This is a genomic window from Pseudomonas sp. S3_B08 (assembly GCF_054667725.1).
In genome coordinates this window covers 5,137,127-5,160,627 of record NZ_CP162750.1, presented here as the reverse complement: position 1 = coordinate 5,160,627, position 23,501 = coordinate 5,137,127, and the positions used below count along the sequence as shown (strand labels likewise).

General features: G+C 61.4%; 20 protein-coding genes, 1 tRNA gene and 2 pseudogenes. 15 read left to right on the top strand and 8 right to left on the bottom strand.

Going from position 1 to position 23,501, the window contains the following annotated elements; all coding sequences use genetic code 11:
* On the bottom strand, positions 1-414 hold the full coding sequence (locus tag AB4N73_RS23390; protein WP_016772116.1) for a rhodanese-like domain-containing protein: 414 nt from the start codon (positions 412-414) through the stop codon (positions 1-3).
* Between the two features lie 153 nt (positions 415-567).
* Between AB4N73_RS23390 and gpmI the strand changes: the two genes are divergently transcribed.
* From gpmI to AB4N73_RS23365, 5 genes and pseudogenes are all read left to right on the top strand, one after another.
* A complete protein-coding gene (gpmI, locus tag AB4N73_RS23385) occupies positions 568-2,097 on the top strand; it encodes a 2,3-bisphosphoglycerate-independent phosphoglycerate mutase (protein ID WP_460142598.1) in 1,530 nt (509 codons plus the stop codon).
* 217 nt (positions 2,098-2,314) lie between these two features.
* Positions 2,315-3,599 (top strand): annotated as a pseudogene (locus AB4N73_RS23380) (murein hydrolase activator EnvC family protein).
* A 31-nt stretch (positions 3,600-3,630) separates the two neighbouring features.
* Entirely contained in the window at positions 3,631-4,950 is a 1,320-nt protein-coding gene (locus AB4N73_RS23375) for a S41 family peptidase (protein WP_039756590.1), read from the top strand.
* 2 nt (positions 4,951-4,952) lie between these two features.
* Complete coding sequence (locus AB4N73_RS23370) at positions 4,953-5,729, top strand: divergent polysaccharide deacetylase family protein (protein ID WP_252877265.1); 777 nt, start codon at positions 4,953-4,955, stop codon at positions 5,727-5,729.
* A 115-nt stretch (positions 5,730-5,844) separates the two neighbouring features.
* The gene (locus AB4N73_RS23365) at positions 5,845-7,218 is read left to right on the top strand and encodes a Vps62-related protein (RefSeq protein ID WP_460142597.1); all 1,374 of its coding nucleotides are present in this window, start codon (positions 5,845-5,847) and stop codon (positions 7,216-7,218) included.
* On the opposite strand, the gene AB4N73_RS23360 is transcribed toward AB4N73_RS23365, so the two are convergent.
* From AB4N73_RS23360 to AB4N73_RS23330, 7 genes are all read right to left on the bottom strand, one after another.
* A complete protein-coding gene (locus tag AB4N73_RS23360) occupies positions 7,199-7,954 on the bottom strand; it encodes a substrate-binding periplasmic protein (protein ID WP_252879264.1) in 756 nt (251 codons plus the stop codon). The genes AB4N73_RS23365 and AB4N73_RS23360 overlap by 20 nt on opposite strands.
* A 73-nt stretch (positions 7,955-8,027) precedes the next feature.
* Entirely contained in the window at positions 8,028-8,798 is a 771-nt protein-coding gene (gene hisF, locus AB4N73_RS23355; RefSeq protein ID WP_016772122.1) for an imidazole glycerol phosphate synthase subunit HisF, read from the bottom strand.
* Between the two features lie 9 nt (positions 8,799-8,807).
* Positions 8,808-9,545: a 1-(5-phosphoribosyl)-5-[(5-phosphoribosylamino)methylideneamino]imidazole-4-carboxamide isomerase gene (hisA, locus tag AB4N73_RS23350; protein WP_056787231.1), complete on the bottom strand. Its 738-nt coding sequence runs from the start codon at positions 9,543-9,545 to the stop codon at positions 8,808-8,810.
* Positions 9,546-9,587: 42 nt separating this feature from the next.
* Positions 9,588-9,848 carry a DUF2164 domain-containing protein gene (locus AB4N73_RS23345; protein ID WP_056787227.1) on the bottom strand — a complete coding sequence of 87 codons (261 nt, stop codon included), beginning with the start codon at positions 9,846-9,848 and terminating at the stop codon, positions 9,588-9,590.
* Positions 9,849-10,487: an imidazole glycerol phosphate synthase subunit HisH gene (gene hisH, locus AB4N73_RS23340; RefSeq protein WP_056787225.1), complete on the bottom strand. Its 639-nt coding sequence runs from the start codon at positions 10,485-10,487 to the stop codon at positions 9,849-9,851. It abuts the gene before it with no gap.
* Positions 10,487-11,080 carry an imidazoleglycerol-phosphate dehydratase HisB gene (gene hisB, locus AB4N73_RS23335; RefSeq protein ID WP_016772125.1) on the bottom strand — a complete coding sequence of 198 codons (594 nt, stop codon included), beginning with the start codon at positions 11,078-11,080 and terminating at the stop codon, positions 10,487-10,489. The genes hisH and hisB overlap by 1 nt, the downstream gene beginning before the upstream one ends.
* A gap of 273 nt (positions 11,081-11,353) precedes the next feature.
* Positions 11,354-13,018 (bottom strand): OFA family MFS transporter, encoded by a 1,665-nt coding sequence (locus AB4N73_RS23330; RefSeq protein WP_016772126.1) that lies wholly within the window; start codon positions 13,016-13,018, stop codon positions 11,354-11,356.
* Positions 13,019-13,249: 231 nt separating this feature from the next.
* On the opposite strand from AB4N73_RS23330, the pseudogene AB4N73_RS23325 reads away from it, so the two are divergent.
* The 10 genes and pseudogenes from AB4N73_RS23325 to AB4N73_RS23280 form a co-directional block, all read left to right on the top strand.
* A pseudogene (locus AB4N73_RS23325) lies at positions 13,250-13,464 on the top strand (acetyl-CoA sensor PanZ family protein); the annotation flags it as partial.
* 45 nt (positions 13,465-13,509) lie between these two features.
* Positions 13,510-15,759 carry an AsmA family protein gene (locus AB4N73_RS23320; RefSeq protein WP_460142596.1) on the top strand — a complete coding sequence of 750 codons (2,250 nt, stop codon included), beginning with the start codon at positions 13,510-13,512 and terminating at the stop codon, positions 15,757-15,759.
* Complete coding sequence (gene mutY, locus AB4N73_RS23315) at positions 15,756-16,823, top strand: A/G-specific adenine glycosylase (RefSeq protein ID WP_041477524.1); 1,068 nt, start codon at positions 15,756-15,758, stop codon at positions 16,821-16,823. Before AB4N73_RS23320 ends, mutY begins: the two co-directional genes overlap by 4 nt.
* Positions 16,820-17,092, top strand: a complete 273-nt coding sequence (locus AB4N73_RS23310; protein WP_041477523.1) for an oxidative damage protection protein — start codon at positions 16,820-16,822, stop codon at positions 17,090-17,092. The genes mutY and AB4N73_RS23310 overlap by 4 nt, the downstream gene beginning before the upstream one ends.
* A gap of 91 nt (positions 17,093-17,183) precedes the next feature.
* A tRNA-Phe gene (locus tag AB4N73_RS23305) sits at positions 17,184-17,259 on the top strand.
* Positions 17,260-17,661: 402 nt separating this feature from the next.
* Entirely contained in the window at positions 17,662-18,636 is a 975-nt protein-coding gene (gene sbnA, locus AB4N73_RS23300; protein WP_315434816.1) for a 2,3-diaminopropionate biosynthesis protein SbnA, read from the top strand.
* Positions 18,637-18,641: 5 nt separating this feature from the next.
* On the top strand, positions 18,642-19,673 hold the full coding sequence (gene sbnB / locus AB4N73_RS23295; RefSeq protein ID WP_150637960.1) for a 2,3-diaminopropionate biosynthesis protein SbnB: 1,032 nt from the start codon (positions 18,642-18,644) through the stop codon (positions 19,671-19,673).
* On the top strand, positions 19,667-21,448 hold the full coding sequence (locus tag AB4N73_RS23290) for an FAD/NAD(P)-binding protein (protein WP_460142595.1): 1,782 nt from the start codon (positions 19,667-19,669) through the stop codon (positions 21,446-21,448). The genes sbnB and AB4N73_RS23290 overlap by 7 nt, the downstream gene beginning before the upstream one ends.
* Positions 21,445-22,059, top strand: a complete 615-nt coding sequence (locus tag AB4N73_RS23285; protein ID WP_056787214.1) for a glutathione S-transferase family protein — start codon at positions 21,445-21,447, stop codon at positions 22,057-22,059. The genes AB4N73_RS23290 and AB4N73_RS23285 overlap by 4 nt, the downstream gene beginning before the upstream one ends.
* Before the next feature lie 15 nt (positions 22,060-22,074).
* Positions 22,075-23,499 carry an L-lactate permease gene (locus AB4N73_RS23280; protein WP_150741757.1) on the top strand — a complete coding sequence of 475 codons (1,425 nt, stop codon included), beginning with the start codon at positions 22,075-22,077 and terminating at the stop codon, positions 23,497-23,499.
* The last annotated feature ends 2 nt before the right edge of the window (positions 23,500-23,501 follow it).

The following is a 23,501-nucleotide window of genomic DNA, read 5'->3' as shown; positions in this document are numbered from 1 at the left end:
TCATTTCACCAGCGGCAGGTTGTCGCCTTTCCAGCTGGAAATCCCGCCGGACAGCTTGGCGGCGGTGAAGCCGGACTTCATCAGTTCGCGGGCGTGGGTGCCGGCGGTCTGGCCGAGGGCATCGACCAGAATGATGGTCTTGGCCTTGTGTTTTTCCAGCTCCCCGACGCGGGCGGCCAGTTTGTCTTGCGGGATGTTCACCGCGCCGACGATGTGGCCAGCGGCATAATCCTTGGCCGGACGGATGTCCACCACCACGCCTGCGTCTTTATTGACCAGTGCGGTCAGCTCGCCGGTGCTCAGGCTCTTGCCGCCGCCCTGCATCGTGTGCGCCAGCAACAGAGCCAGAAGTACGACGAAGATACCGACAAGAATGTAGTGGTTAGTGGCAAATTCAATCAGGTGAGCAACCATCGAAGGAGGTTCCAGGGCGTTAAAATGTCGGCCAGTATACACAGCCACTATGGTCGGCCAAACCCCGTCCGGCGGTGACGCGGTCGGAACTTCGCTTTAAACTCCAACTCCGTTTTCCATCGCCCTCTTCTTTATCAGCCACGAGTGGATTCCATGACGACTACGCCCAAACCTTTGGTCCTGATGATTCTCGACGGCTTCGGTCACAGCGACAGCCCCGAATCCAATGCTGTGTTCGCGGCAAAGAAACCCGTGCTGGATCGTCTGTGGGCCACCGTGCCGAACGGCTTGATCTCGGGCAGCGGCATGGACGTCGGTCTGCCGGACGGCCAGATGGGCAACTCCGAAGTCGGCCACATGAACCTCGGCGCAGGGCGCGTGGTGTATCAGGACTTCACCCGTGTGACCAAAGCGATCCGCGACGGCGAATTCTTCGACAATCCGACCATCTGCGCCGCTGTGGATAAAGCCGTGGCCGCCGGCAAAGCCGTGCACTTCATGGGCCTGCTGTCCGATGGCGGCGTGCACAGCCATCAGGATCACCTGATCGCCATGGCCGAGCTGGCCTTCAAGCGCGGCGCCGAAAAAATCTATCTGCACGCCTTCCTCGATGGCCGCGACACGCCGCCGAAAAGCGCTGCCTCGTCGATCGAACTGCTCGACGCGACGTTCCAGGCATTGGGCAAAGGCCGGATCGCCAGCATCATCGGCCGCTATTTCGCCATGGACCGTGACAACCGTTGGGATCGCGTCGCCCAGGCCTACAACCTGATCGTCGACGGCAACGGCGAATTCAACGCCGCCACCGCTCAGGAAGGTCTCGAAGCCGCCTACGCCCGTGGCGAAAGCGACGAATTCGTCAAAGCCACTTCCATCGGTGAGCCGGTCAAAGTCGAAGACGGCGATGCCGTGGTGTTCATGAACTTCCGTGCCGACCGCGCCCGCGAGCTGACCCGGGTGTTCGTCGAAGACGATTTCAAGGAATTCGCGCGCGCCCGTCAGCCGAAACTGGCCGGTTTCGTCATGCTTACCCAGTACGCCGCAAGTATTCCGGCACCGTCGGCCTTCGCCGCCGGCAGCCTGGAAAACGTTCTTGGTGATTACCTGGCAAAAAACGGCAAGACCCAGCTGCGCATCGCTGAAACCGAGAAGTACGCTCACGTGACCTTCTTCTTCTCCGGCGGTCGTGAAGAACCGTTCCCGGGCGAAGAGCGCATCCTGATCCCGTCGCCGAAAGTCGCTACTTATGACTTGCAGCCGGAAATGAGCGCGCCGGAAGTCACCGACCGTATCGTCGACGCCATCGAAAACCAGCGCTACGACGTGATCGTGGTCAACTACGCCAACGGCGACATGGTCGGCCACAGCGGTGTGTTCGATGCAGCGGTCAAAGCGGTCGAGTGCCTCGACACCTGCGTCGGTCGCATCGTCGATGCGCTGGAAAAGGTCGGCGGCGAAGCTTTGATCACTGCCGACCACGGCAACGTCGAAAAAATGGCCGATGAAGAAACCCACCAGGCGCACACCGCACACACCACCGAGCCGGTGCCGTTCATCTACGTCGGCAAACGCGACCTGAAAGTGCGCGAAGGCGGCGTGCTGGCGGACGTGGCACCGACCATGCTGATGCTGTTGGGTCTGGAAAAACCGGCGGAGATGACCGGTAACTCGATCCTGGTGTAAACCACACCTAACCTTGTGGGAGCGAGCCTGCTCGCGAATACGGTGGATCAGTCGACAGCGATGTCGCCTGACACACTGCTTTCGCGAGCAGGCTCGCTCCCACATTGGTTTTGGGGTGTTTTTCAGGCCAGTTATCACACAGCCCCAATTGGGCGTTTTTTTTGCAGCCTCGGGCGGGCATACTAGGCCGTCCCTTACCCTGGTGCCGCCCGCCCCTATGCTTCGCGTCCTGATCGCCCTTGCTCTGACCTGTCTGCTCCAGCCGGCCTTCGCCGACGAGCGCGCGCAAACCCAACAGCAGTTGGACGCCACGCGTCAGGATATCGCCGAGCTGAAAAAACTCTTGGGCAAGCTGCAGGAAGAAAAGTCCGGCGTGCAGAAAGAGCTCAAGGGCACTGAAACCGAGATGGGCAAGCTGCAAAAGCAGGTCGACACGCTGCAGAAAGAACTGCAGAAAGGCGAATCCGAGCTGCAGCGACTCGATGCAGAGAAAAAAACTCCAGAGCGCGCGCACTGAACAGCAGCGACTGATCGCCATTCAGGCCCGAGCGGCGTACCAGAACGGCCGCCAGGAATACCTCAAGCTGCTGCTCAACCAGCAGAATCCCGAGAAATTCGCCCGCACCCTCACCTATTACGACTACCTGAGCCAGGCACGCCTGGAGCAGTTGAAGAACTTCAACGAAACCCTGCGCCAACTGGCCAATGTCGAAAAAGACATCGGTCTGCAGCAAGCGCAGTTGCTGGTGCAGAAAAGCGACCTCGACACGCAGCGCGAAGCACTCGAGAAAGTCCGCAAGGAGCGCCAGCAGGTTCTCGCCAGACTCAATGACGACGTCAAGGCCCGCGATCAGAAACTCGCCGCCCGCGAGCAGGATCAGGCAGACCTGTCTAAAGTCCTTAAAACCATTGAAGAAACCCTGGCCCGACAGGCTCGTGAGGCAGAAGAGGCGCGGCAGAAAGCGCTGATCGCCCAGCAGGAAGCGGAAAAAAAGCGTTTGCGTGAGGCGCAGGCTGAAAACAGCGACGCCCCACGAAAACCCGCCAGATCAAGCCCCGGCGCGCTGGTATCGAGCAGCGGCGAAACGTTTGGCGGGCCATTTGCTGCAACCCGGGGAAAACTTCCGTGGCCGGTTGATGGTCGATTACTCGCACGCTTCGGTGAAAGCCGTGGCGACGACGCCCGCACCAAGTGGGATGGCGTGATGATCAGCGCCTCCGCCGGCAGCCAGGTGCACGCCGTACACGGCGGGCGCGTGGTGTTCGCCGATTGGCTGCGCGGTGCCGGTTTGCTGGTGATTCTTGATCACGGCAACGGTTTTCTGAGTCTTTACGGCCACAACCAGACGCTGCTCAAGTCGGCGGGTGATGTGGTCAAGGCGGGCGAGTCGATTTCCACTGTCGGTAACAGTGGCGGTCAGGACACGCCAGCGCTGTATTTCGCAATTCGTCAGCAGGGTCACCCGAGTGATCCGGCGCAATGGTGCCGTGCGCAAGGATAAGCGCACCACCTAATTCAGGAGTTCGTTCGACATGCTGCATTTGTCCCGCCTTACCTCGCTGGCCCTGACGATCGCCCTGGTGATCGGCGCGCCTCTGGCGTTCGCCGCGCAACCGGCCCCGACCGTCGCTCCGGCAGGCACTGCCGCGACCGCCAAGGCGCCGTTGCCACTGGAAGAGCTGCGCACCTTCGCCGAGGTCATGGACCGGATCAAAGCCGCGTACGTCGAGCCTGTGGACGACAAGACCCTGCTGGAAAACGCGATCAAGGGCATGCTCAGCAACCTCGATCCGCATTCGGCCTACCTTGGCCCGGAAGATTTCACCGAGCTGCAGGAAAGCACCAGCGGTGAATTCGGCGGTCTGGGCATCGAAGTCGGCGCCGAAGACGGCTTCATCAAGGTCGTCTCGCCGATTGATGACACGCCAGCGTCGAAGGCGGGCATCCAGGCTGGCGACTTCATCGTCAAGATCAACGGCCAGCCAACCCGTGGCCAGACCATGACCGAAGCCGTCGACAAGATGCGCGGCAAGATCGGCCAGAAAATCACCCTGACCCTGGTTCGCGATGGCGGCACGCCGTTCGACGTGACCCTGGCCCGTGCAGTGATTCAGGTCAAGAGCGTCAAGGCGCAGCTGCTGGAATCGGGCTACGGCTATATCCGCATCACCCAGTTCCAGGTCAAGACCGGCGAAGAAGTCTCCAAGGCTCTGGCCAAACTGCGCAAGGACAACGGCAAGAAGCTCAACGGCATCATCCTCGACCTGCGCAACAACCCGGGCGGCGTGCTGCAATCGGCGGTTGAAGTGGTCGACCATTTCATCACCAAGGGCCTGATCGTCTACACCAAGGGCCGCATCGCCAATTCCGAGCTGCGCTTCTCCGCCACCGGCAAGGATGAAAGCGAAGCGGTACCGATGGTCGTGCTGATCAACGGTGGCAGTGCCTCGGCTTCGGAGATCGTCGCCGGCGCCCTGCAGGACCAGAAACGTGCCGTGGTCATGGGCACCACCAGTTTCGGCAAGGGCTCGGTGCAGACCGTGCTGCCGCTGAACAACGACCGCGCGCTGAAGATCACCACCGCGCTGTATTTCACGCCGAACGGCCGCTCGATCCAGGCTCAGGGCATCGTGCCGGACATCGAAGTGCGCCGCGCGAAGATCACCAACGAAGCCGACAGCGAATACTTCAAGGAAGCCGATCTGCAAGGTCACTTGGGCAACGGCAACGGCGGCGCCGACAAACCGAGCGGCTCCGGCGGCAAGGCCAAAGCGATGCCGCAGGATGACGATTACCAGTTGGCCCAGGCCCTGAGCCTGCTCAAAGGCCTGAGCATCACGTCCGGCCGCTGAGGATGTTGTTGCGTTCCCTCTGCGTTCTGTTGTGCTGTCTGGCGGGTCTTGCCCAAGCAGAGCCCGCCAGCTCCTCGCCGCACAAAGCCTACCTGACGCTGATCATCGACGACCTGGGGCAGAACCTGCCCCGGGATCGTCGCGTGCTCGCCCTGCCCGGCCCGGTCACGGCGGCGATCATGCCCGATACCCCCCACGCCACCGAATTTGCCCGCGAAGCCCATCGCGCCGGCAAGATCGTCATCCTGCACATGCCCATGGACCCGGCCACCGGGCCTTACGCCTGGCACCCGGAACTGCCCCTCGAAGAACTGCAGAAACGCCTGAATGCTGCGTTCGAAAAAGTCCCGTTCACCGCCGGCATCAACAATCACATGGGCAGCCGCATGACCGCGCAGCCTGTGGCGATGGCGTGGTTGATGGGCGAATTGCAGCGTCGGCACAAGTTCTTCGTCGACAGCCGCACCAGCGCTCAAACGGTCGCTGCGCAGCAGGCGCAGAAAATCGACCTGGCCAGCGTTTCCAGAGACGTGTTTCTCGATGATGAGCGCACCGAAGCGGCCATTGCCATTCAGTTGCAGACCGCGATCGCCCTGGCGCACAAACAGGGTTCAGCGGTGATGATCGGCCATCCGTATCCGCAGACCCTGGCGGTGCTCGAGCGCGAATTACCCAAGCTCAAAGCGCAGGGCATCGACTGGATTGATATCCGGCAGATGATCAGCGTGCGCAGCAACCGCGCCATGGCCGGGCATGGCAAGGATGGCGTTTACCGGTAACACCCGGTCACGTTGCAATACATAGTTACCACCGAACGCCCCTCCCCCTTCCGGATAGTGAGACCTGCAACAGGTCGCGACTCCTTTGAGTCGCTTGCAACTATCAGGAGTGCCCATGACAAACAACGCCCCGATTATCCCGCCCGTTGGGCGGACTGAACCGATCCGCATCGATAACCTGCTGATCAACTTCACAACAGAATTTCTGCGCATCTGGGATACCAACGGTTTGTCGGCCAGACCCGCGTCGTTCTGGCGCCCGACCCCGGCTCCCGACGCGCTACCCGGTTATTTCCCCTTGGGCGACTTCGTCACCAGAGGCGTTGGCAACATCAACGGCGAACGCGTGGTCGCGGTTGTTTGTGAGGCAGACATTGCCAGCACTGACCCCACCAAAGGCAGGGCACTGCGACGTCCCGATGATTACGAGCTGGTCTGGAAGGACTCCGGATCAGGCTCGAAAAGAGATCTGTCGATCTGGCGACCGCTAGCTCCCGCAGGCTACGTAGCGCTGGGGTCGGTGTGCTCGAACGATCATGAAAAACCTTCGCTCAACGCGGTGCGCTGCGTTCGCGAAGACCTGGTGATCGCGTCGAATACCACCGATCTGATCTGGGACGACAAGGGCAGCAAGGCCCGACAGCGCGTCAGCACCTGGAGCGCCGTTCCTCCAGCCGCTTTGCCGGGCGAAGTCTACTTGGCATCGGGCAGTTTTTTCAGCTTGAGTGACTACACCCGACCGGCCAGTTTCCCGGTCTACTGCTTGCGCTTGCAGATCGACCTGCAGATGTCTACACGCCCATCGCCACCGGTGCTCTGCGGCGAGACGCCAACACCTGTAGAGCCAACGGACGATGCGACTTACACCGCCAGCCTCCCCTGGTTCACGGTCAACGATCCGCGTTACACCGCCGCTGAGCAATGGCGTCACTCGCCCTTCTATCTGCTTGAACGCAAGGATCGCTACATCCTCGTCGGTCACGCACGCAACAGTGGCAACGACAGCCAGATATTCAGGTGGAATGCGCAGCGCGCCCAGCGTACTGGCGGCTTGCGTACTTTCACTCAAACCACTTGCATCGAATTCGGCGCGCAATGGCAAACCCGTCAGCACGGCGCGTTGATGTTTTCCGCACGGCTGGGCCACGATTTCACCCAATGCGAACTGCATTCGAATGAATGGCTCAATACAGCGACCATCGAAGTGGTTGCGGTGGTGGACAAAAACCGCTCAGTGGCCGCCTACCTGGCCCAGAGCGAATACAGACTGGTGCGCGCGGACGGCACGGCAGTGACGGAGGGTTTCAGCTATACCGATGGCAATAGCCTGCACATCAGCCAGTACGCACCAACCGAGCCTGAAATCATCGTCGCAACTGAGGCGGAGGCGGTCGAAGATCAGACTGTGCTTGCGTCTGCGACCGAGGGCGAAATCAGCGCCTCCCAGCCAGAGCCCGACGAGTCAGCCATTACAGATAGCGCGCCATGATTTCATCGACCACGCCTTCCTTGCGCAACTGATCCAGCGCGGTCTGTAGCCTGTTGACCACTTCATCGGAGACGTCCTTGTTCAGCGCCAGGTACAACTCGGCGCTGTTGAAGCGCAGCACGGTCTTCAGGCCGGTCACGCCATCCTGCCGCGCCAGATAACGGCCGGCAGGATCACCCGTGGCCCACAGATCGATCTGGCCATTGAGCAGTTTTTTTGCGTTGTCCTGATCGCGCAGCACCACCACCGGTTTGAGGCCTTGCTTGGTGAGCGTCTCGGCAATCGCATCGCCCTTGTAGGCGCCGATCTTGTATTTGCGCGCATCATTGAGGGTTTCGAGGGTGATCTTGCTGTCAGCCTTGGCCAGCAGGATCCAGTCGTCCGGGCCGATTGGGCCGACCCATTTGAACAGTCTTTCGCGATCGGGCAGGCGCGCCATGACGAAGGCCCCGTAGCCGGGATTCTCCAGGGCGAGTTTGTAGACACGCTCCCAGGGGAAACGCAGGGTCAGGCTGTAAGTGAGGCCGGCGCGCTGGAACATCTCGCGAACGATGTCCGTGGCAATGCCGTTGATGTTGTCGCCCTGGGCGAAATTCTTGCCGTTCTTCGCCATGTTGTACGGCGGGAAGTTCTCGGTGAGCAGTACCAGATCGGTGTCGGGACTGGTTTCGGCCCGGGCATTGCTGATGAGCAACAACGAGGCGCTGGCGAGAACAACAAGCAGGCGTTTGATCATGTCGGGCTACCGGAATCCATGGCGTGCCCAAGAGTGCCTTGGGCGCGCCATGCTGTCCACTGGCCTGTACGCTTTAGCGCATGACGATGCCGCGATGCGACATGTAGGCCTTGGCTTCCTGCACGGTGTATTCGCCGAAGTGGAAAATACTCGCCGCCAGCACCGCACTGGCATGACCTTCGAGAATGCCGTCGGCCAGATGCTGCAGATTGCCGACACCACCGGAAGCGATCACCGGAATGCCCAGCGCGTCGCTGATGGCGCGGGTCACGCCGAGGTCGAAACCGTTTTTCATGCCGTCCTGATCCATACTGGTCAGGAGGATCTCGCCGGCACCGAGGCCTTCCATTTTCTTCGCCCACTCGACTGCGTCGAGACCGGTCGGCTTGCGCCCGCCGTGGGTGAAGATTTCCCAGCGCGGGGTTTCGCCGGGACCGGAAACTTTCTTGGCGTCGATGGCAACGACGATGCACTGCGAGCCGAAATGCTGCGCGGCCTCGCCGACGAACTCGGGGTTGAACACGGCGGCGGTGTTGATCGACACCTTGTCCGCGCCGGCATTGAGCAGATTGCGGATGTCCTGCACGGTACGCACACCACCGCCGACGGTCAGCGGGATGAATACCTGGCTGGCCATGCGCTCGACGGTATGCAGCGTGGTGTCACGGCCATCGACGCTGGCGGTGATGTCGAGAAAGGTAATCTCGTCGGCGCCCTGCTCGTCGTAGCGACGGGCAATTTCCACCGGGTCACCGGCGTCGCGGATGTTCTCGAACTTCACGCCTTTGACGACCCGGCCGTTGTCCACGTCCAGGCAAGGGATGATGCGTTTGGCTAACGCCATGGTCAGTCCTCAGCCTTGGTACGAATCGCAGAAAGCTTGCGCTTCGGCGACATCGAGAGTGCCCTCATAGATCGCCCGGCCGGTAATCGCGCCGATGATGCCCGGTGCCTTGGCGTCGAGCAGCGACTTGATGTCACCCAGGTTATGGATGCCGCCGGAAGCGATCACCGGAATCCTGGTGGCAGCGGCCAGCGCAGCGGTGAACGGTACGTTGCAGCCCTGCATCATGCCGTCTTTGGCGATGTCGGTATAAACGATCGAGGATACGCCGTCGGCTTCGAACTGCTTGGCCAGGTCGATGACCTGTACGGTGCTGATTTCCGCCCAACCGTCGGTGGCAACGAAACCGTCTTTGGCATCCAGACCCACGATGATCTTGCCTGGGAAGGCACGGCAGGCTTCAGCGACGAACGCGGGATCCTTAACGGCTTTGGTGCCGATGATCACGTAGCTCACGCCTGCCTTGACGTAATGCTCGATGGTTTCCAGCGAACGAATGCCGCCACCGATCTGGATCGGCAGGGTCGGGTAACGCTTGGCGATTGCGGTAACCACTTCGCCGTTGACCGGCTGGCCTTCGAACGCGCCGTTCAGGTCGACCAGATGCAGACGGCGGCAACCGCCCTCCACCCACTTGGCAGCCATGCTCACCGGGTCATCGGAGAACACCGTGGAATCTTCCATGCGGCCCTGGCGCAGACGTACGCAGGCACCGTCTTTGAGATCGATAGCGGGAATAATCAGCATCTGGCAAACCTTAAAATTGGAATGTTCAGCTTGGCTCGGGAATCAGTTTTTCTCGAGCGCCCACAGGTCGCTTTCGATGCTTTCAAACCGTTCCTTGAGGTGGGTCTGCACATCGAAAATCGCCCTGTTGTAATAGTGCGGAGCAATCTCGCGGGTAAACAGCTCAAGAATTTCCGCCGCTTCGAACGAACCCAGGTCCAGTTCGAAACGGTCTTCCATGAACCGCTGGATCTTGCGATTGGCCTCGCTCTCCTGCTCGGGAGTGAGGGTCAGGATCGGCGGTCTGGATTTCTTGACAGCCATTTACCAGCGACCGTCCCACGCAGCGAAGTTCTGCAGCAGTTGCAAGCCGTGGGTATGGCTTTTCTCCGGGTGGAACTGCACGGCGAAACGCGAACCGTCGGCCAGCGCTGCGGCGAAATCGACACCGTAATGGCCGCTGCCTACAACCTGACGCGCATTGGCGGCGGCGATGTAGTAGCTGTGCACGAAATAGAAACGCGCCAGGTCGGGGATGTCGTGCCACAGCGGGTGACTGATCTTCTGCTTTACCTCGTTCCAGCCCATGTGCGGGACTTTGAGGTGCTCGCCGTCTTCGTGCAGATCCTTGCCGAAGAATTTCACCGCGCCCGGAAACAGGCCGATGCAGTCGACGCCGGCGTTCTCTTCGCTGGTATCGAGCAAGGCTTGCATGCCGACGCAGATGCCGAGGAACGGCCGATCCTGGCTGACCTCACGGACCAGCGAGTCGAAGCCGAGGCGACGGATCTCCGCCATGCAATCGCGAATCGCGCCAACGCCCGGGAATACCACACGGTCGGCTTCTCGAATCACGTTCGCGTCGCTGGTAATCAGCACCTTGCCGGCGCCTACGTGCTCGAGCGCTTTGGCCACCGAGTGCAGATTGCCCATGCCGTAGTCGATAACTGCAACCGTCTGCATTACAGAACGCCTTTGGTCGACGGCATTTGCCCGGCCATGCGCTCGTCCAGCTCGACGGCCATGCGCAGCGCGCGGCCGAAAGCCTTGAACACGGTTTCGATCTGGTGGTGAGTGTTGGTGCCGCGCAGGTTATCGATGTGCACGCTGACCAGCGCGTGGTTGACGAAGCCCTGGAAAAACTCCTGGAACAGGTCAACGTCGAAACCGCCGACGGTGGCGCGGGTGTACGGCACGTGCATCTGCAGGCCCGGGCGACCGGAGAAATCGATCACCACGCGCGACAGCGCTTCATCGAGCGGCACGTAGGCATGGCCGTAGCGACGGATGCCTTTCTTGTCGCCGATGGCTTTGGCGAACGCCTGGCCGAGGGTGATACCGACGTCTTCCACCGTATGGTGGTCGTCGATATGCAGATCGCCCTTGCATTCGATATCCAGGTCGATCAACCCGTGACGGGCAATCTGATCCAGCATGTGCTCAAGAAAAGGTACACCGATATCGAATCGGGCCTTTCCGGTGCCATCAAGGTTGATCGAGGCTTTGATCTGGGTTTCCAGAGTGTCGCGCTCGACAGACGCCTTACGTTCGGCCATCACCAGCTCCGCAAAATCATTGGGCGAAAAAGGCAGCCATTATAGGCACGCGAGGCGCAAACAGAAACACGAGAGGAGAGATGCCTGACGGATAGAACGCCCGGCTGTCGCGGGTAGACATGTCCATACAAGCCATTACAGGCATGCCAGAAACAAATGTGGGAGCGAGCCTGCTCGCGAATGCGGCAGGCCAGCCAACATTGATGTCGACCGGTGCTCCGTCTTCGCGAGCAGGCTCGCTCCCACAGGTTCGGCGTTTATTCAGCTAACACCTTAGTGAAACAGTACCGCCGTCTTCTGCAGGGTCACCCACACACCCCACGCCAACGGAATACCCACCACCAGCCATGCCGCGATCGCCAGAGGCTTGGTGCCCGGCGCCGCTTTCCACTCCAGAACGGTGCTGGCGTCAGCACCTTTGTCGTGGCCCAGCGCCTGTTCGGCGGCCAGTTCAGCGTCGGTCATGAAGTACTTGTCGGCCACCGGGCGCACCATCAGATTGCACAGAAAGCCCAGAACCAGCAGGCCGGCGAGGATGTACAGGGTGATGTCGTAAGCGGCAGCGCGTTCCACGCCGATGCTCAACTGATACTCACGCAGGTAGTTCACCAGCACCGGACCGAGCACGCCGGCAGCGGCCCAGGCAGTCAGCAGACGACCGTGGATCGCACCGACCATCTGCGTACCGAACAGGTCGGCCAGATACGCCGGGACCGTGGCAAAACCACCGCCATACATCGACAGGATGATGCAGAACGCCGCCACGAACAGCGCAACGTTGCCCAGATGGCCCATGTTCGGAATCAGCGCGTACAGGGCAAAACCCAGCGCGAAGAACACGAAGTAAGTGTTCTTGCGCCCCAGGTAGTCCGAGAACGAAGCCCAGAAGAAGCGGCCACCGATGTTGAACAGGCTCAGCAGACCGGTGAAGCCCGCCGCGATCGCTGCGATCGAGGCCAGTTGGCCCGCGTCGAGTTGGCCGAACGGCACATCGACGCCCAGCAGTTTGCCGCCGAACACTTCCTGCAACAGTGGCGAAGCCATGCCGAGGATACCGATACCCGCCGACACGTTCAGGCACAGCACCAGCCAGACCAGACGGAATTGCGGAGTTTTCCACGCTACGTTCACGTGAACGTGACGGTTGGTGATCATCGCGTTGGAAGCTTTCTTCGCCGGAGCGGTCCAGCCTTCAGGCTTCCAGCCGGTTGGCGGCACGCGGTAGGACAATGCGCCACCGATCATGAACACGAAGTAAATGGCCGCCATGGCTACGAAGCTCTGCCATACGCCCACGCCTTCTGGCGAAGCGAAGTGGCTCATCAGTGCAGTCGCCAACGGTGCACCGACCATCGCGCCGCCACCGAAGCCCATGATCGCCATGCCGGTTGCCATGCCGCGCTTGTCCGGGAACCACTTGATCAGGGTCGACACCGGCGAGATATAGCCCAGGCCCAGACCGATACCGCCGATCACGCCGGAGCCGATCCACATCAGCCAGATCTGGTGGGTATAGATACCCAGCGCGGAAATCAGCAGACCGCCGCACCAGCACAAGGCCGAGACCACGCCCGCTTTACGAGGCCCGGCGTGTTCCAGCCAGCCACCCCAGATCGCTGCCGAGCAGCCGAGGAAGATGAAGAACAGCGTGTAGATCCAGCCGAGCATGGAGATCGGCCAGTCGCAGTTCGACGAAAATACCTGTGCGATGAAGCTCATGTCCGGCGCGCAAGCCACCGGCGCGGTAACGCCCAGCGCCTTGGACAGCGGCAACCAGAACACCGAGAAGCCGTAGGCCATGCCGATGCACAGGTGAATGGCCAAAGCGGCCGGTGGAACCAGCCAACGGTTGAAACCGGGCTTGGCGATGATGCGTTCCTTGGACAGGAACGCAGGCTGGTCGGCTTTGAGGCCGTCCGCCGTGATGCTCGTGCTCATTGTGTATCCCCCAATTGTTAGTATGGTTCGCCAGCCACTGCTCACCCTCGGCCTTATGCACGCAGGCATGACCGTTTTTTTAGGTGAAGCTCCTTGAAGGCGCGACGTTAAGTCGCAGACGGGCGGACGAACTGGCGAAGGTTACCATTCTCAGGTGACAGAAAAACCAAACTGATATCACCTTTTTGCAAGTCATCTGTTCTCGTACGACTCGGGAAGCCGCCAACCCCGCGTCTGCAAAGGCACCACGCCGCTTGCTACTTGTCCCATTTATGCGTGCGAAAAGTTACCCGTCGTCTGGGCGTGACTGAACGACGGGTGAACCAAGCGCAAAAAATGGCGTCGCAAGCGGGGGCCGGATTGCGCCCTCTGGCGCCCGCCGGGCATCCTCAAGCGCAGGCCCTGTGGCGAAGTTGCAGGTGCCGCCGCCGACCCTCGGCAGATGACGCCACACCGAACCGGGCGCCGGCAGCGCTATACTCCCCGGCCATATGACCAATTCGACTAACTACAAGGACTCGCCCATGAAAGCGTTCGGCAAAATCCTGGGTCTGGTACTTCTCGGGCTGTTGCTGATCATTGTGGCGGCAGGCTTTGCCCTGACCCACCTCTTCGATCCCAACGACTATAAAGACGAGATCCGCCAGATTGCCCGCGACAAGGCCCACATCGAGCTGACGCTCAATGGCGATATCGGCTGGAGCCTGTTCCCGTGGCTTGGTCTGGAACTGCACGAAGCCAGCGTCGCCACCCTGGCCAAGCCTGCCGAACCGTTTGCCGACTTGCAGATGCTCGGCCTGTCCGTGCGCGTGCTGCCGTTGTTGCGCCGCGAAGTGCAGATGAGCGACGTGCGCGTCGAAGGCCTCAACCTGCGCCTGAACCGCGACAAGAACGGCCACGGCAACTGGGAAGACATCGGCAAGGTGCCAGTGGCACCCGGCTCGACGCCACCCGCCACAACGGGCACGACCGCCAGCGAGCCGACCGTCGCCGTGGAAAAACCGGCGCAACCGATCCGCCTCGACATCGACAGCCTGACCGTCAACAACGCCCGCGTTGAATACACCGATGAGCTGACCGGCAAGCAGTTCAGTGCCGAAAGCATTCAGTTGAGCACCGGCCCGGTACACGATTCGACCAATATCCCGGTGAAAGCCACCGCGTTCCTCGGCACCAATCAACCGGTGCTGCGCGTGCGCACCGAGCTCAACGGCGAGCTGCGCTTCGAGCGCGCCCTGCAACGCTACAAGTTTGAAGACCTGAAACTCACTGGCGAGCTCGCTGGCGATCCGCTGCAAGGCAAAACCATGACCTTCTCTGCTCAGGGCCAGTTATTGCTGGACAAGGCAGCGAACGTCGCCGAATGGACCGGCATCAAGATTTCCGCCAACCAGTTGCGCGCCTTGGGCGAGCTGAAAGCCAACGACCTCGACAAGACGCCACAGATCAGCGGCGGCATTTCCATCGCCCAGTTCGATCTGGCGAAATTCGTCGACAGTATCGGCCAGACACTGCCGGCGATGGGCGAAGGCAGCCTGAGCAAGGTCGAACTGGTCAGCCGCGTTGCGGCCACCCCGACCAGCCTGTCGTTCGACAACATCAACCTGAAACTCGATGACAGCAGCTTCAGTGGCCGCATCGCCGTCGAGGACTTCGCCAAACAGTCGCTGCGCGCGATTCTCAAGGCCGACACGTTCAACGTCGACCGCTACCTGCCACCGAAATCGGCTCAGGCCAACAGCGCCACGCAAACCCGTCAGGCCGAAGTCGCCAGCACCGAGGCCGGCGCCGTCGCGGGTACCACGCCGCTGCCGGACAAACCGAGCAAAACCGCCTGGAGCACCGAGCGTCTGCTGCCGGTCGAACGCCTGGCCAAACTCGACGTCGATGCCGACCTGACCTTCGGCCAACTGACCCTCGACAAGCTGCCGATCCAGAACGCCGCGCTCAAAGCCACCGGCCAGGGCGGCTTGCTGACGCTGACTAACCTGAGCGGTGATCTGTACAACGGCGGCTTCGTCGCCAACGGCACACTCGACGTACGCCCAAGCGCGCCGGTGCTCAACCTGCAGACCCGGCTCAACCGTGTGCCGGCTGAAAAAATCATCGAAAGCCAGGGCAAGACTCCGCCGGTCAAAGGTCTGGTAACGCTGACCAGCAGCCTCACCGGCAGCGGCAACAGCCAGCAGGCGCTGATCGATACGCTGAACGGCAACGCCAGTTTCGTCATCAACAACGGCGTGCTGCTCAACGCCAACCTTGAACAGCAATTGTGCAAAGGCATCGCCACCCTCAACCGCAAGACCCTGAGCGGCGAGCCACGAGGCAAGGACACGCCGTTCGAGGAGCTCAAGGGCAACCTGACCGTGCGCAACGGCGTCGCCAGCAACCCCGACCTGAAAGTGCGCATCCCCGGCATGACCGTCAACGGTGACGGCGACATCGATCTGCGCGTGCTCGGCATGGATTACCGCGTCGGCATCATCGTCGAGGGCGATACCAGCGCCATGCCCGACCCGGCCTGTCAGGTCGGCGAGAAGTTCGTCGGCATCGAGTGGCCACTGCGTTGCCGTGGCCCGCTGGAACTGGGCGCCAAGGCCTGCCGTGTCGACAATGACCGTCTTGGTCAGGTCGCCAGCAAAATGGCCGGCAACAAACTCAGCGAAAAGATCGACGAGAAACTGGGCGACAAAGTCAGTCCGGAACTGAAAAACGCATTGAAGGGGCTGTTCAAGCGATGACAGCGGAGCAGTTTTCCACGGCGGTGCTGGAATGGTTCGACCGCCATGGCCGCCACGATTTGCCGTGGCAGCAGGACATCAATCCGTACCGGGTCTGGGTGTCCGAGATCATGTTGCAGCAGACTCAGGTCAGCACCGTGCTCAACTATTTCGAGCGTTTCATGGCGGCGCTGCCAACAGTCGAAGCGCTGGCCGAAGCGCCGGAAGACGAGGTGCTGCACCTGTGGACCGGGCTGGGTTACTACACTCGCGCACGCAATCTGCAGAAGACCGCGAAGATCGTCGTCAGCCAGTACGCTGGCGAATTCCCGCGCGACGTGGAAAAACTCACCGAGCTGCCGGGCATCGGCCTGTCCACCGCGGGGGCGATCGCCAGCATCAGCATGGGCCTGCGCGCGCCGATCCTCGACGGCAACGTCAAACGCGTGCTGGCGCGCTTCACGGCGCAAGAGGGCTACCCCGGCGAACCGAAAGTCGCCAAACAGCTGTGGGCCAACGCCGAGCGCTTCACCCCGCACGATCGGGTCAACGCTTACACCCAGGCGATGATGGATCTTGGCGCCACACTCTGCACGCGCAGCAAGCCGAGCTGTCTGCTGTGCCCGCTCAAGCGTGGCTGTGAAGCGCACATGCTTGGTCTGGAAACACGTTATCCGATTCCCAAGCCACGCAAGGCCATCCCGCAGAAACGCACGCTGATGCCGATGCTCGCCAACGGCGAAGGCGCGATTCTGCTTTACCGCCGCCCGTCGACGGGACTGTGGGGCGGTTTGTGGAGCCTGCCGGAGCTGGATGATCTGGAAGATCTGCAACATCTGGCCGATCAGCACTCGCTGACCATGGGTCAGCAGCAGGCGCTGCCGAGCCTGATTCACACCTTCAGCCACTTCCAGCTGTCCATCGAACCGTGGCTGGTTCAGGTGCAGGAAGCCAGCCATCACGTGGCCGAGGCCGACTGGCTCTGGTATAACCTCGCCACCCCGCCGCGCCTGGGCCTTGCTGCCCCGGTCAAGACCTTGCTCGAACGCGCGGCCGCCGTATTGAATGCAGGAGAGTCGCCATGACCCGCACCGTAATGTGCCGCAAGTACAAAGAAGAACTGCCCGCGCTGGAGCGCGCCCCTTTCCCGGGCGCCAAGGGCCAGGATATTTTTGACCACGTCTCGGCCAAGGCCTGGGCCGACTGGCAGAAACACCAGACCCTGCTGATCAACGAAAAGCGCCTGAACATGATGAACGCCGACGATCGCAAATACCTGCAGGGCGAAATGGACAAGTACTTCTCCGGCGAGGAATACGCCAAGGCCGAAGGCTACGTGCCGCCAGCCGAATAACCGGTATATTTCGTAAGCGACGGAATTAATTTAAGAAATTTTCAAAAAGTCGTTGACGTAAATCCGAAAAACCCTTTTAATGCGCCCCGTTGCCCAGATAGCTCAGTCGGTAGAGCAGGGGATTGAAAATCCCCGTGTCGGCGGTTCGATTCCGTCTCTGGGCACCAAATACCGAAAACCCTGAATCGCAAGATTCAGGGTTTTTTTATGCCTGCGATTTGATTCCCCTCCCCTCGTCCCCTTCGATACACCCGGATTCCAGCTGTACTGGAAAAAACCCGAAATCTGTATCTCTCCGTGTAGATGGCGTTTCGCCAATACTTCAAGCAAGCCTTGGCGAGCCAATGACTGGCTCTACTTTGCGCCCCGCAACACTCTGGACTCCTGTAGCCCTCAGAGCGCAAACCCTGATTTTTTGAATCGATCGGCGTCGTCCGCAAGGTCACTTCCTGTCCAGCAAAAAAATCTGAACCCAACCCACAGGCGAACTGCAGTTACTGCTTTTCAAACATTCCAGGATGAATGCTGACGCCCCCGTGCGCCCGGCAAAAGAGCGAAACGGACGACGTATGATCAAGCAACTCATCAATGAAGACAGTTATGTGCAGATCGGCGATCTTTGCAGCGCAACGATCCAGCTGAAAATCGAAGGACTGAATCCCGCCGGCTCCATCAAGCTGAAGACCGCGCACGCGCTGATCACTGATCTTGAAGTCCGAGGACTGATCAACCACAAGACGCGCCTCATCGAATCCTCATCGGGGAATCTGGGCGTTGCGCTGGCCATGGTCTGCGCCGCCAAGGGCTACAAGTTCGTTTGCGTAATCGACCCGAATATTTCCGCGCCGAACCGCAAGCTGATTCACGCCCTTGGCGCGCAAATGCTCATGGTCGATCAGCGTGACGAGAACGGCGGTTACCTGAATTCGCGGATTCGCCTGATCGAACAACTGGTCGCTGACAACGCCGACTACATCTGGCTCAACCAGTACAAGAATCCGACCAACCCCCTCGCCCACTATCAAGCGACTGCCAGGTCCATCGCGCGCAAATTTGCGCACGTGGATTACCTGTTCGTCGGCGCGGGAACCACTGGCACGCTGATGGGCTGCAAGAACTACTTCGCCGAACATCATCCGCAGACCAAAGTCATTGCCGTCGATACCGTCGGCTCGGTGACGTTCGGCCTGCCGGGCGGCACGCGCCATATTCCGGGGCTCGGCACCAGCCGCCTGCCGGAGATATTCGAGTCGTCGGGCATTCACGACTTCCTGTCGATTCCCGAGGAACAGACGATCAAGGTCTGCCGTTGGCTGGCGCAACGCTACGGCCTGCTCTTCGGCGGCTCCACCGGCACTGTGCTCGCCGGCATCCGCCAGTGGGCGCCGCATATCCGGCCCGACGATGTCGTGGTGGCGATCTCCCCCGACATGGGTGAGCGCTATCTCGAAACCATCTACTCCGACGACTGGGTCACCCAGCGGATCGGCGCAACCGCACTGCAGCCCCTTTTCCCTGAAATCGCTCTGGCACTCTCGGCGTAATCCTCATGACCACACAGAATCCGATCCAGCCGTTCCACGTCATCCCCGGCGCTGTCGTCAAAGACATCCTCAACGGGCTGCGGCATGCAACCATCGACATGGTGGCGCAGACCTACCTGACCCACGAGCGTGGCGAAACCGTTAACCCCGACAGTTATTTTCTGCGTTTCCCTGCGCAACCGGCGAACCGGATCATTGCGCTGCCGGCGGCCATCGTCGACAGCAAGGGCGATCAATCCGTCTCCGGGATCAAGTGGATTGCCAGTTATCCCGACAACATCAAGTCAGGCATTCCGCGCGCATCTGCCGTGCTGATTCTCAACGACCCGCAGACCGGTTATCCCTACGCCCTGCTCGAAGGTGCGCTGATCAGTGCCGTGCGCACGGCGGCGTCGGCGGTATTGGGTGCCTGGTGGCTGAATGGCCAGAACCGCCACGCGGCGACACTTTCGATCATTGGTGGCGGGGTAATCTCAAGAAATATCCTCGAGACTTTCGTCGCGGACGACTGGTCCTTCGACAGCGTGGGCATTCACGATCTCAACGCCGAATCGGCGCAAGCCCTCGCGGAATTTGGCGAACAACTGGGCCTGCCGGATGTGCGTCTGCTGTCGCTCGAAGACGCACTGACAGCCGACATCGTGGTGTTCGCCACCAGCGCGGGCGAGCCCTACGTAAAAGGCCGGGGCACGTTCCGCCCGGGGCAGATTGTTCTGAACATCTCGCTGCGGGATATCGGCGCCGAAATCATCGAGGAAAGTTACAACTACTTCGACGACATCACCCATTGCCTGAAGGCCAATACCTCACCGCATCTGGCCGAGCAGCAATACGGCCATCGCGACTTTGTCACCGGCACAGTGGCGCAGCTGATTCGCGGTGACCTGCATGTCGCCCAAGACAAACCGCTGATCTATTCGCCATTCGGCATGGGCATTCTCGATCTCGCGATTGGCCGGATGATCCACGACATTGCGGTGGCGGCCGGTACGGCAATTGCCATCCCCTCATTTTTTGGCGAGGAGCGCAGATGGTGAAGGCGCCTGTGCACATCGGCCTGGTCGGCTGCGGTTCGCGCGGATTGTCGATATTCGAGCGCCTGTTGAGCCGCGCCGAGGAACGCCCGCAACAACCGGTGTTCATCGACATCTTCGAGCCCAACGTGCTCGGCAGCGGCGCGCACTGGCCCGATCAACCGGACTACCTGCTGCTCAACACCGTCGCCGGTCAGCTCGGGGTATTTCCCGACGCAGCAGCGTTCGGTGATCTGACCGACGCCCGGGAACGGCCAGGGCCGGACTTTCTCGTGTGGTGCCGAACACAGCGCGTCAAGGTTGACCCCGACAGCGGCCTGCTCGCCGCCGACGGTCGCGACGTCGAGCCGGAGGATTTTCTGCCACGGCACCTGCTCGGCGCTTATCTGGCCGACGCCTTCACGCGGATCCTCGCGACCGCACCCGCCTGGGTCACGGTCAATCTGCATCGGCATCAGGTCACGGCGGTCGAGCGCAACGAGAATCAGCAATACCTTCTGCTAACCGCAGAAGGCGCTGCGGTGGCGGTGGATCGTCTGGTGCTGACCGTTGGCCACACCGGACGCCTGCGCCTGGCGGGGCAGAACCGGGTCGACAACGTTTACCCGCTGCCGGGCAGCCTCACCACCGTCGAGCCCGGCGAAACGGTGTTGATCGAAGGGTTGGGCCTGGGCGCCATGGACACCCTGGCGGCGCTGACGGCTGGCAGAGGCGGGATCTACAAACCCATGGCTGATGGCAGTCACACTTACCAGCCTTCGGGTCAGGAGCCGGTGATCTTCATTCAGTCGCGGGACGGGCTGCCGTTTCGCACGCGTCCCAATGGCTTGATCGGCTTCCCCCGCCATAGCGCCGTGCTGCTCACGAGCGAGCGTATCGAATCGTTGCGGGTCAACGCGCACAACCGCCGACTGGATTTCGAACGGGACATTCTGCCGCTGATGCTGCTGGAGATGCGTGCCGCTGCGGTCGCCGTCCTGCATAAACCCTCAGCGCCGCAACAGCTGCTTGAGCAGCTCAGAACCGTCAGCGTTGTCGGCCCTGCCGGTGTGGCCGCTTGTGAAGCCTTGCTGCGCGAGTTCGAAGCGATTGCCGGCGCAATCAGTCCGCTGGAGCTGATCTGCCACGCACTGCCCGACAGCGTGACGCCTTACAACTATCACGCATGGATTTACGACACCCTCGAAGCCGACTTGCATGAAGCACGTCTGGGACGCGGCGCGTCGCCGATCAAAGCCGCCATCGAAGTCTGGCGCGACTTGCGCGACCGGCTGCGTGAGGCGGTCGATTTCGACGGGCTCACCGAAGATTCGCATCGGCAGTTCTATGGCCGCTGGCACAAGGCGATCAACCGTCTGGTCGCCGGCCCGCAGAAGGAGCGCCACGCCGATCTGCTCGCGCTGTGTGATGCCGGCCTGCTGACCTTCCTCAAGCCCGGCTCACGCCCCGCGATCGATCACTTCAAGCGAGTCGCCGGTTACGTCCAGAGCAGCGGCGTCACCCACAGCGACTGCGCACCTGTGCGCGACCTCGCGCGCCTGGGCCTTGTGCGTCCGCGCACCGATGTGCCGGGCATCGACGGCATCGATGTCGACGCGGCGTCCAACCCCAAGTCGAACAGCGGCGAAGCGGTGCGTGACATCTGGGTGCTCGGACCGCTCGCCGAAGGCTCTTGCTATTACAACCACTACGTCACCTCGGCGGGCGCACCTTCGCGGCTGTTCATGGACGCCCATCGAGTCGCCACCGCCATCCTTGAGACAGGAACTCGCGCATGAAACTCTACTATCAGACGCATTCGCCGTACGCCCGCAAGGTGTTGGTGCTGGCTCACGAACTTGGCATCGCATCGAGCCTTGAGGTGATACATCACGAGACCAGCCCGACTTCACCGAACGCGACCATTTACCAGGCCAACCCCTTGGGTAAAGTGCCGGTGCTGATGCTGCCCGACGACAGCGCACTGTTCGATTCCATCGTGATTTGCGAATACCTCGATGACCTGAGCAATGGCCGTAAATTTATCCCGGCCAGCGGCCCCGAGCGCTACAAGGCGCTGCGCCTGCAGGCATTGGCGCAGGGCATGTGCGACGTCGGCATCAAGCTGCGCTGGGAAGTCGAGCGGCGCCCCGAGGCTTTGCGCTATCCGGCGTACGCGGACGGCCAGGCCTACAAACTCAAGGAGGCGTATCGCTTCATCGAAGAGCACGTCGACCTCAATGGCCCGATCACCGTTGGCCACATCGCCTTGGCGACCGCGCTGGACTGGATCGCTTTCCGTCAACTCTCGGACTTCTCGGCGCAAGCACGCCTGAGCGAGTGGTATCAGACGTTCTGCCAGCGCGCGTCCATGCGGGCGACCGAGTACAGCGGACAGACGCACGATTAAGCCAAGGAAACCGCTATGAGCTCTCTCTTGCTGCAAATGTCACCCATCGCGCTGGTGATCGCGCTGATCCTGATCCTCCGGCGTCCGCCGGTACAGGCCGCGCTGGCCGGTGTGGTGCTGGTGCTGGTGCTGTGGGCACTGGGCGCTGCCGGGCCGGTGTCGGCGGCCATCTCCTCGGCGATTTTTCAGGACACCACGATCCTGTTTCTCAGCACCGCGTGCGTAATCGTCCCGGGGCTGGCCTTCGTCATTCTGGTCGAGCGCGGCGGCGCGCCACAGGCCATCGGCGCGTGGGTCAAGGAACTCGGCTGGACACCCCCGGCGCAGGTGATTTTCATCGTGCTGGGCCTGGCGCCGCTGCTGGAAGCGATGACCGGCTTCGGCGTTTCGCTGATCGCCACGGTGCCGCTGCTGATGGGGCTTTTCACTCGCCAGTCGGGGATGAAAATCGCCCTCGCCGGCATGGTGATCATGCCGTGGGGCACGCTGGGTCTGGCAACGGTGATCGGCGCCCTGCTGGCACATTTGCCGGCGCAAACCCTCGGTAGCCATTCAGCGCTGATCAGCGCGCCGGTGTTCCTCTGCCTGGCGTCGCTGGCCTTGTGGCAGGCCGGCATCCGCAGGATCACAGCGTGGCTGGGGCTGCTTGTCGTGACCGCCCTGTTCGTTGCCGTGCTGTTTTCCATCAACCTGTGGGTCGGCCCGGAAGTCTCCGGTGTGCTGGCCGGGCTGGCCGTGGCTTGCGTCGGCCTGGGCATCTCCTGGGCGCAACGGAAAAAACTGGTGCGCTGGCCGAGCGCGGCATGGCCTTATCTGGCCTTGCTGGGAGTGATTGTGGCGTCGCGCGGACTGTTCGTGCTGTCGGGCTGGGATGGCCTGTGGGTTGTCAGGGGCGAACACGTTTCATGGAAGCCGCTGGCGTCTCCAGGGCTGGCGCTGCTGATCGTGACCGTGCTGATGGCGTTCAGGCAAACCGCGAGCGCGGGTTTCCCGTGGCCAGCGCTGTTCAACCGGGCGAAGTTTCCGGTCACGACAATCTTCCTGTTCCTGCTGCTGTCCCAGGTGATGGTCAACGCTGGATTCCTCGTCGAGGCGCAAAGCGCATTGCAATCCATGTCGGGTATTTCGCTGGCGCCGACGATCGCTCTGCTGGCGGGGATTGCCGGTTATGTCACCGGCTCCAACGTCGGCGGCAACACGCTGGTGATGCCGTCCATTGCCGCGCTGAGCAGCGAACACGGGGCGTGGCTGGCGGCAATGGTCAACAGCGCCGCCGGCCATGGCGCACTTGGCTCGCTGTCGATCCTGTCATTGATCACCGGACTTGCCGGGGCCAACCGCCAGGAAGAAAACAGCCTGATCCGCTTCGCCTTCGGTCTGGTGGCGCTGAACATCGTCATAGTTGCTGCAACGGGGATCGTTTTGCTCTACTTTCTGTGAAT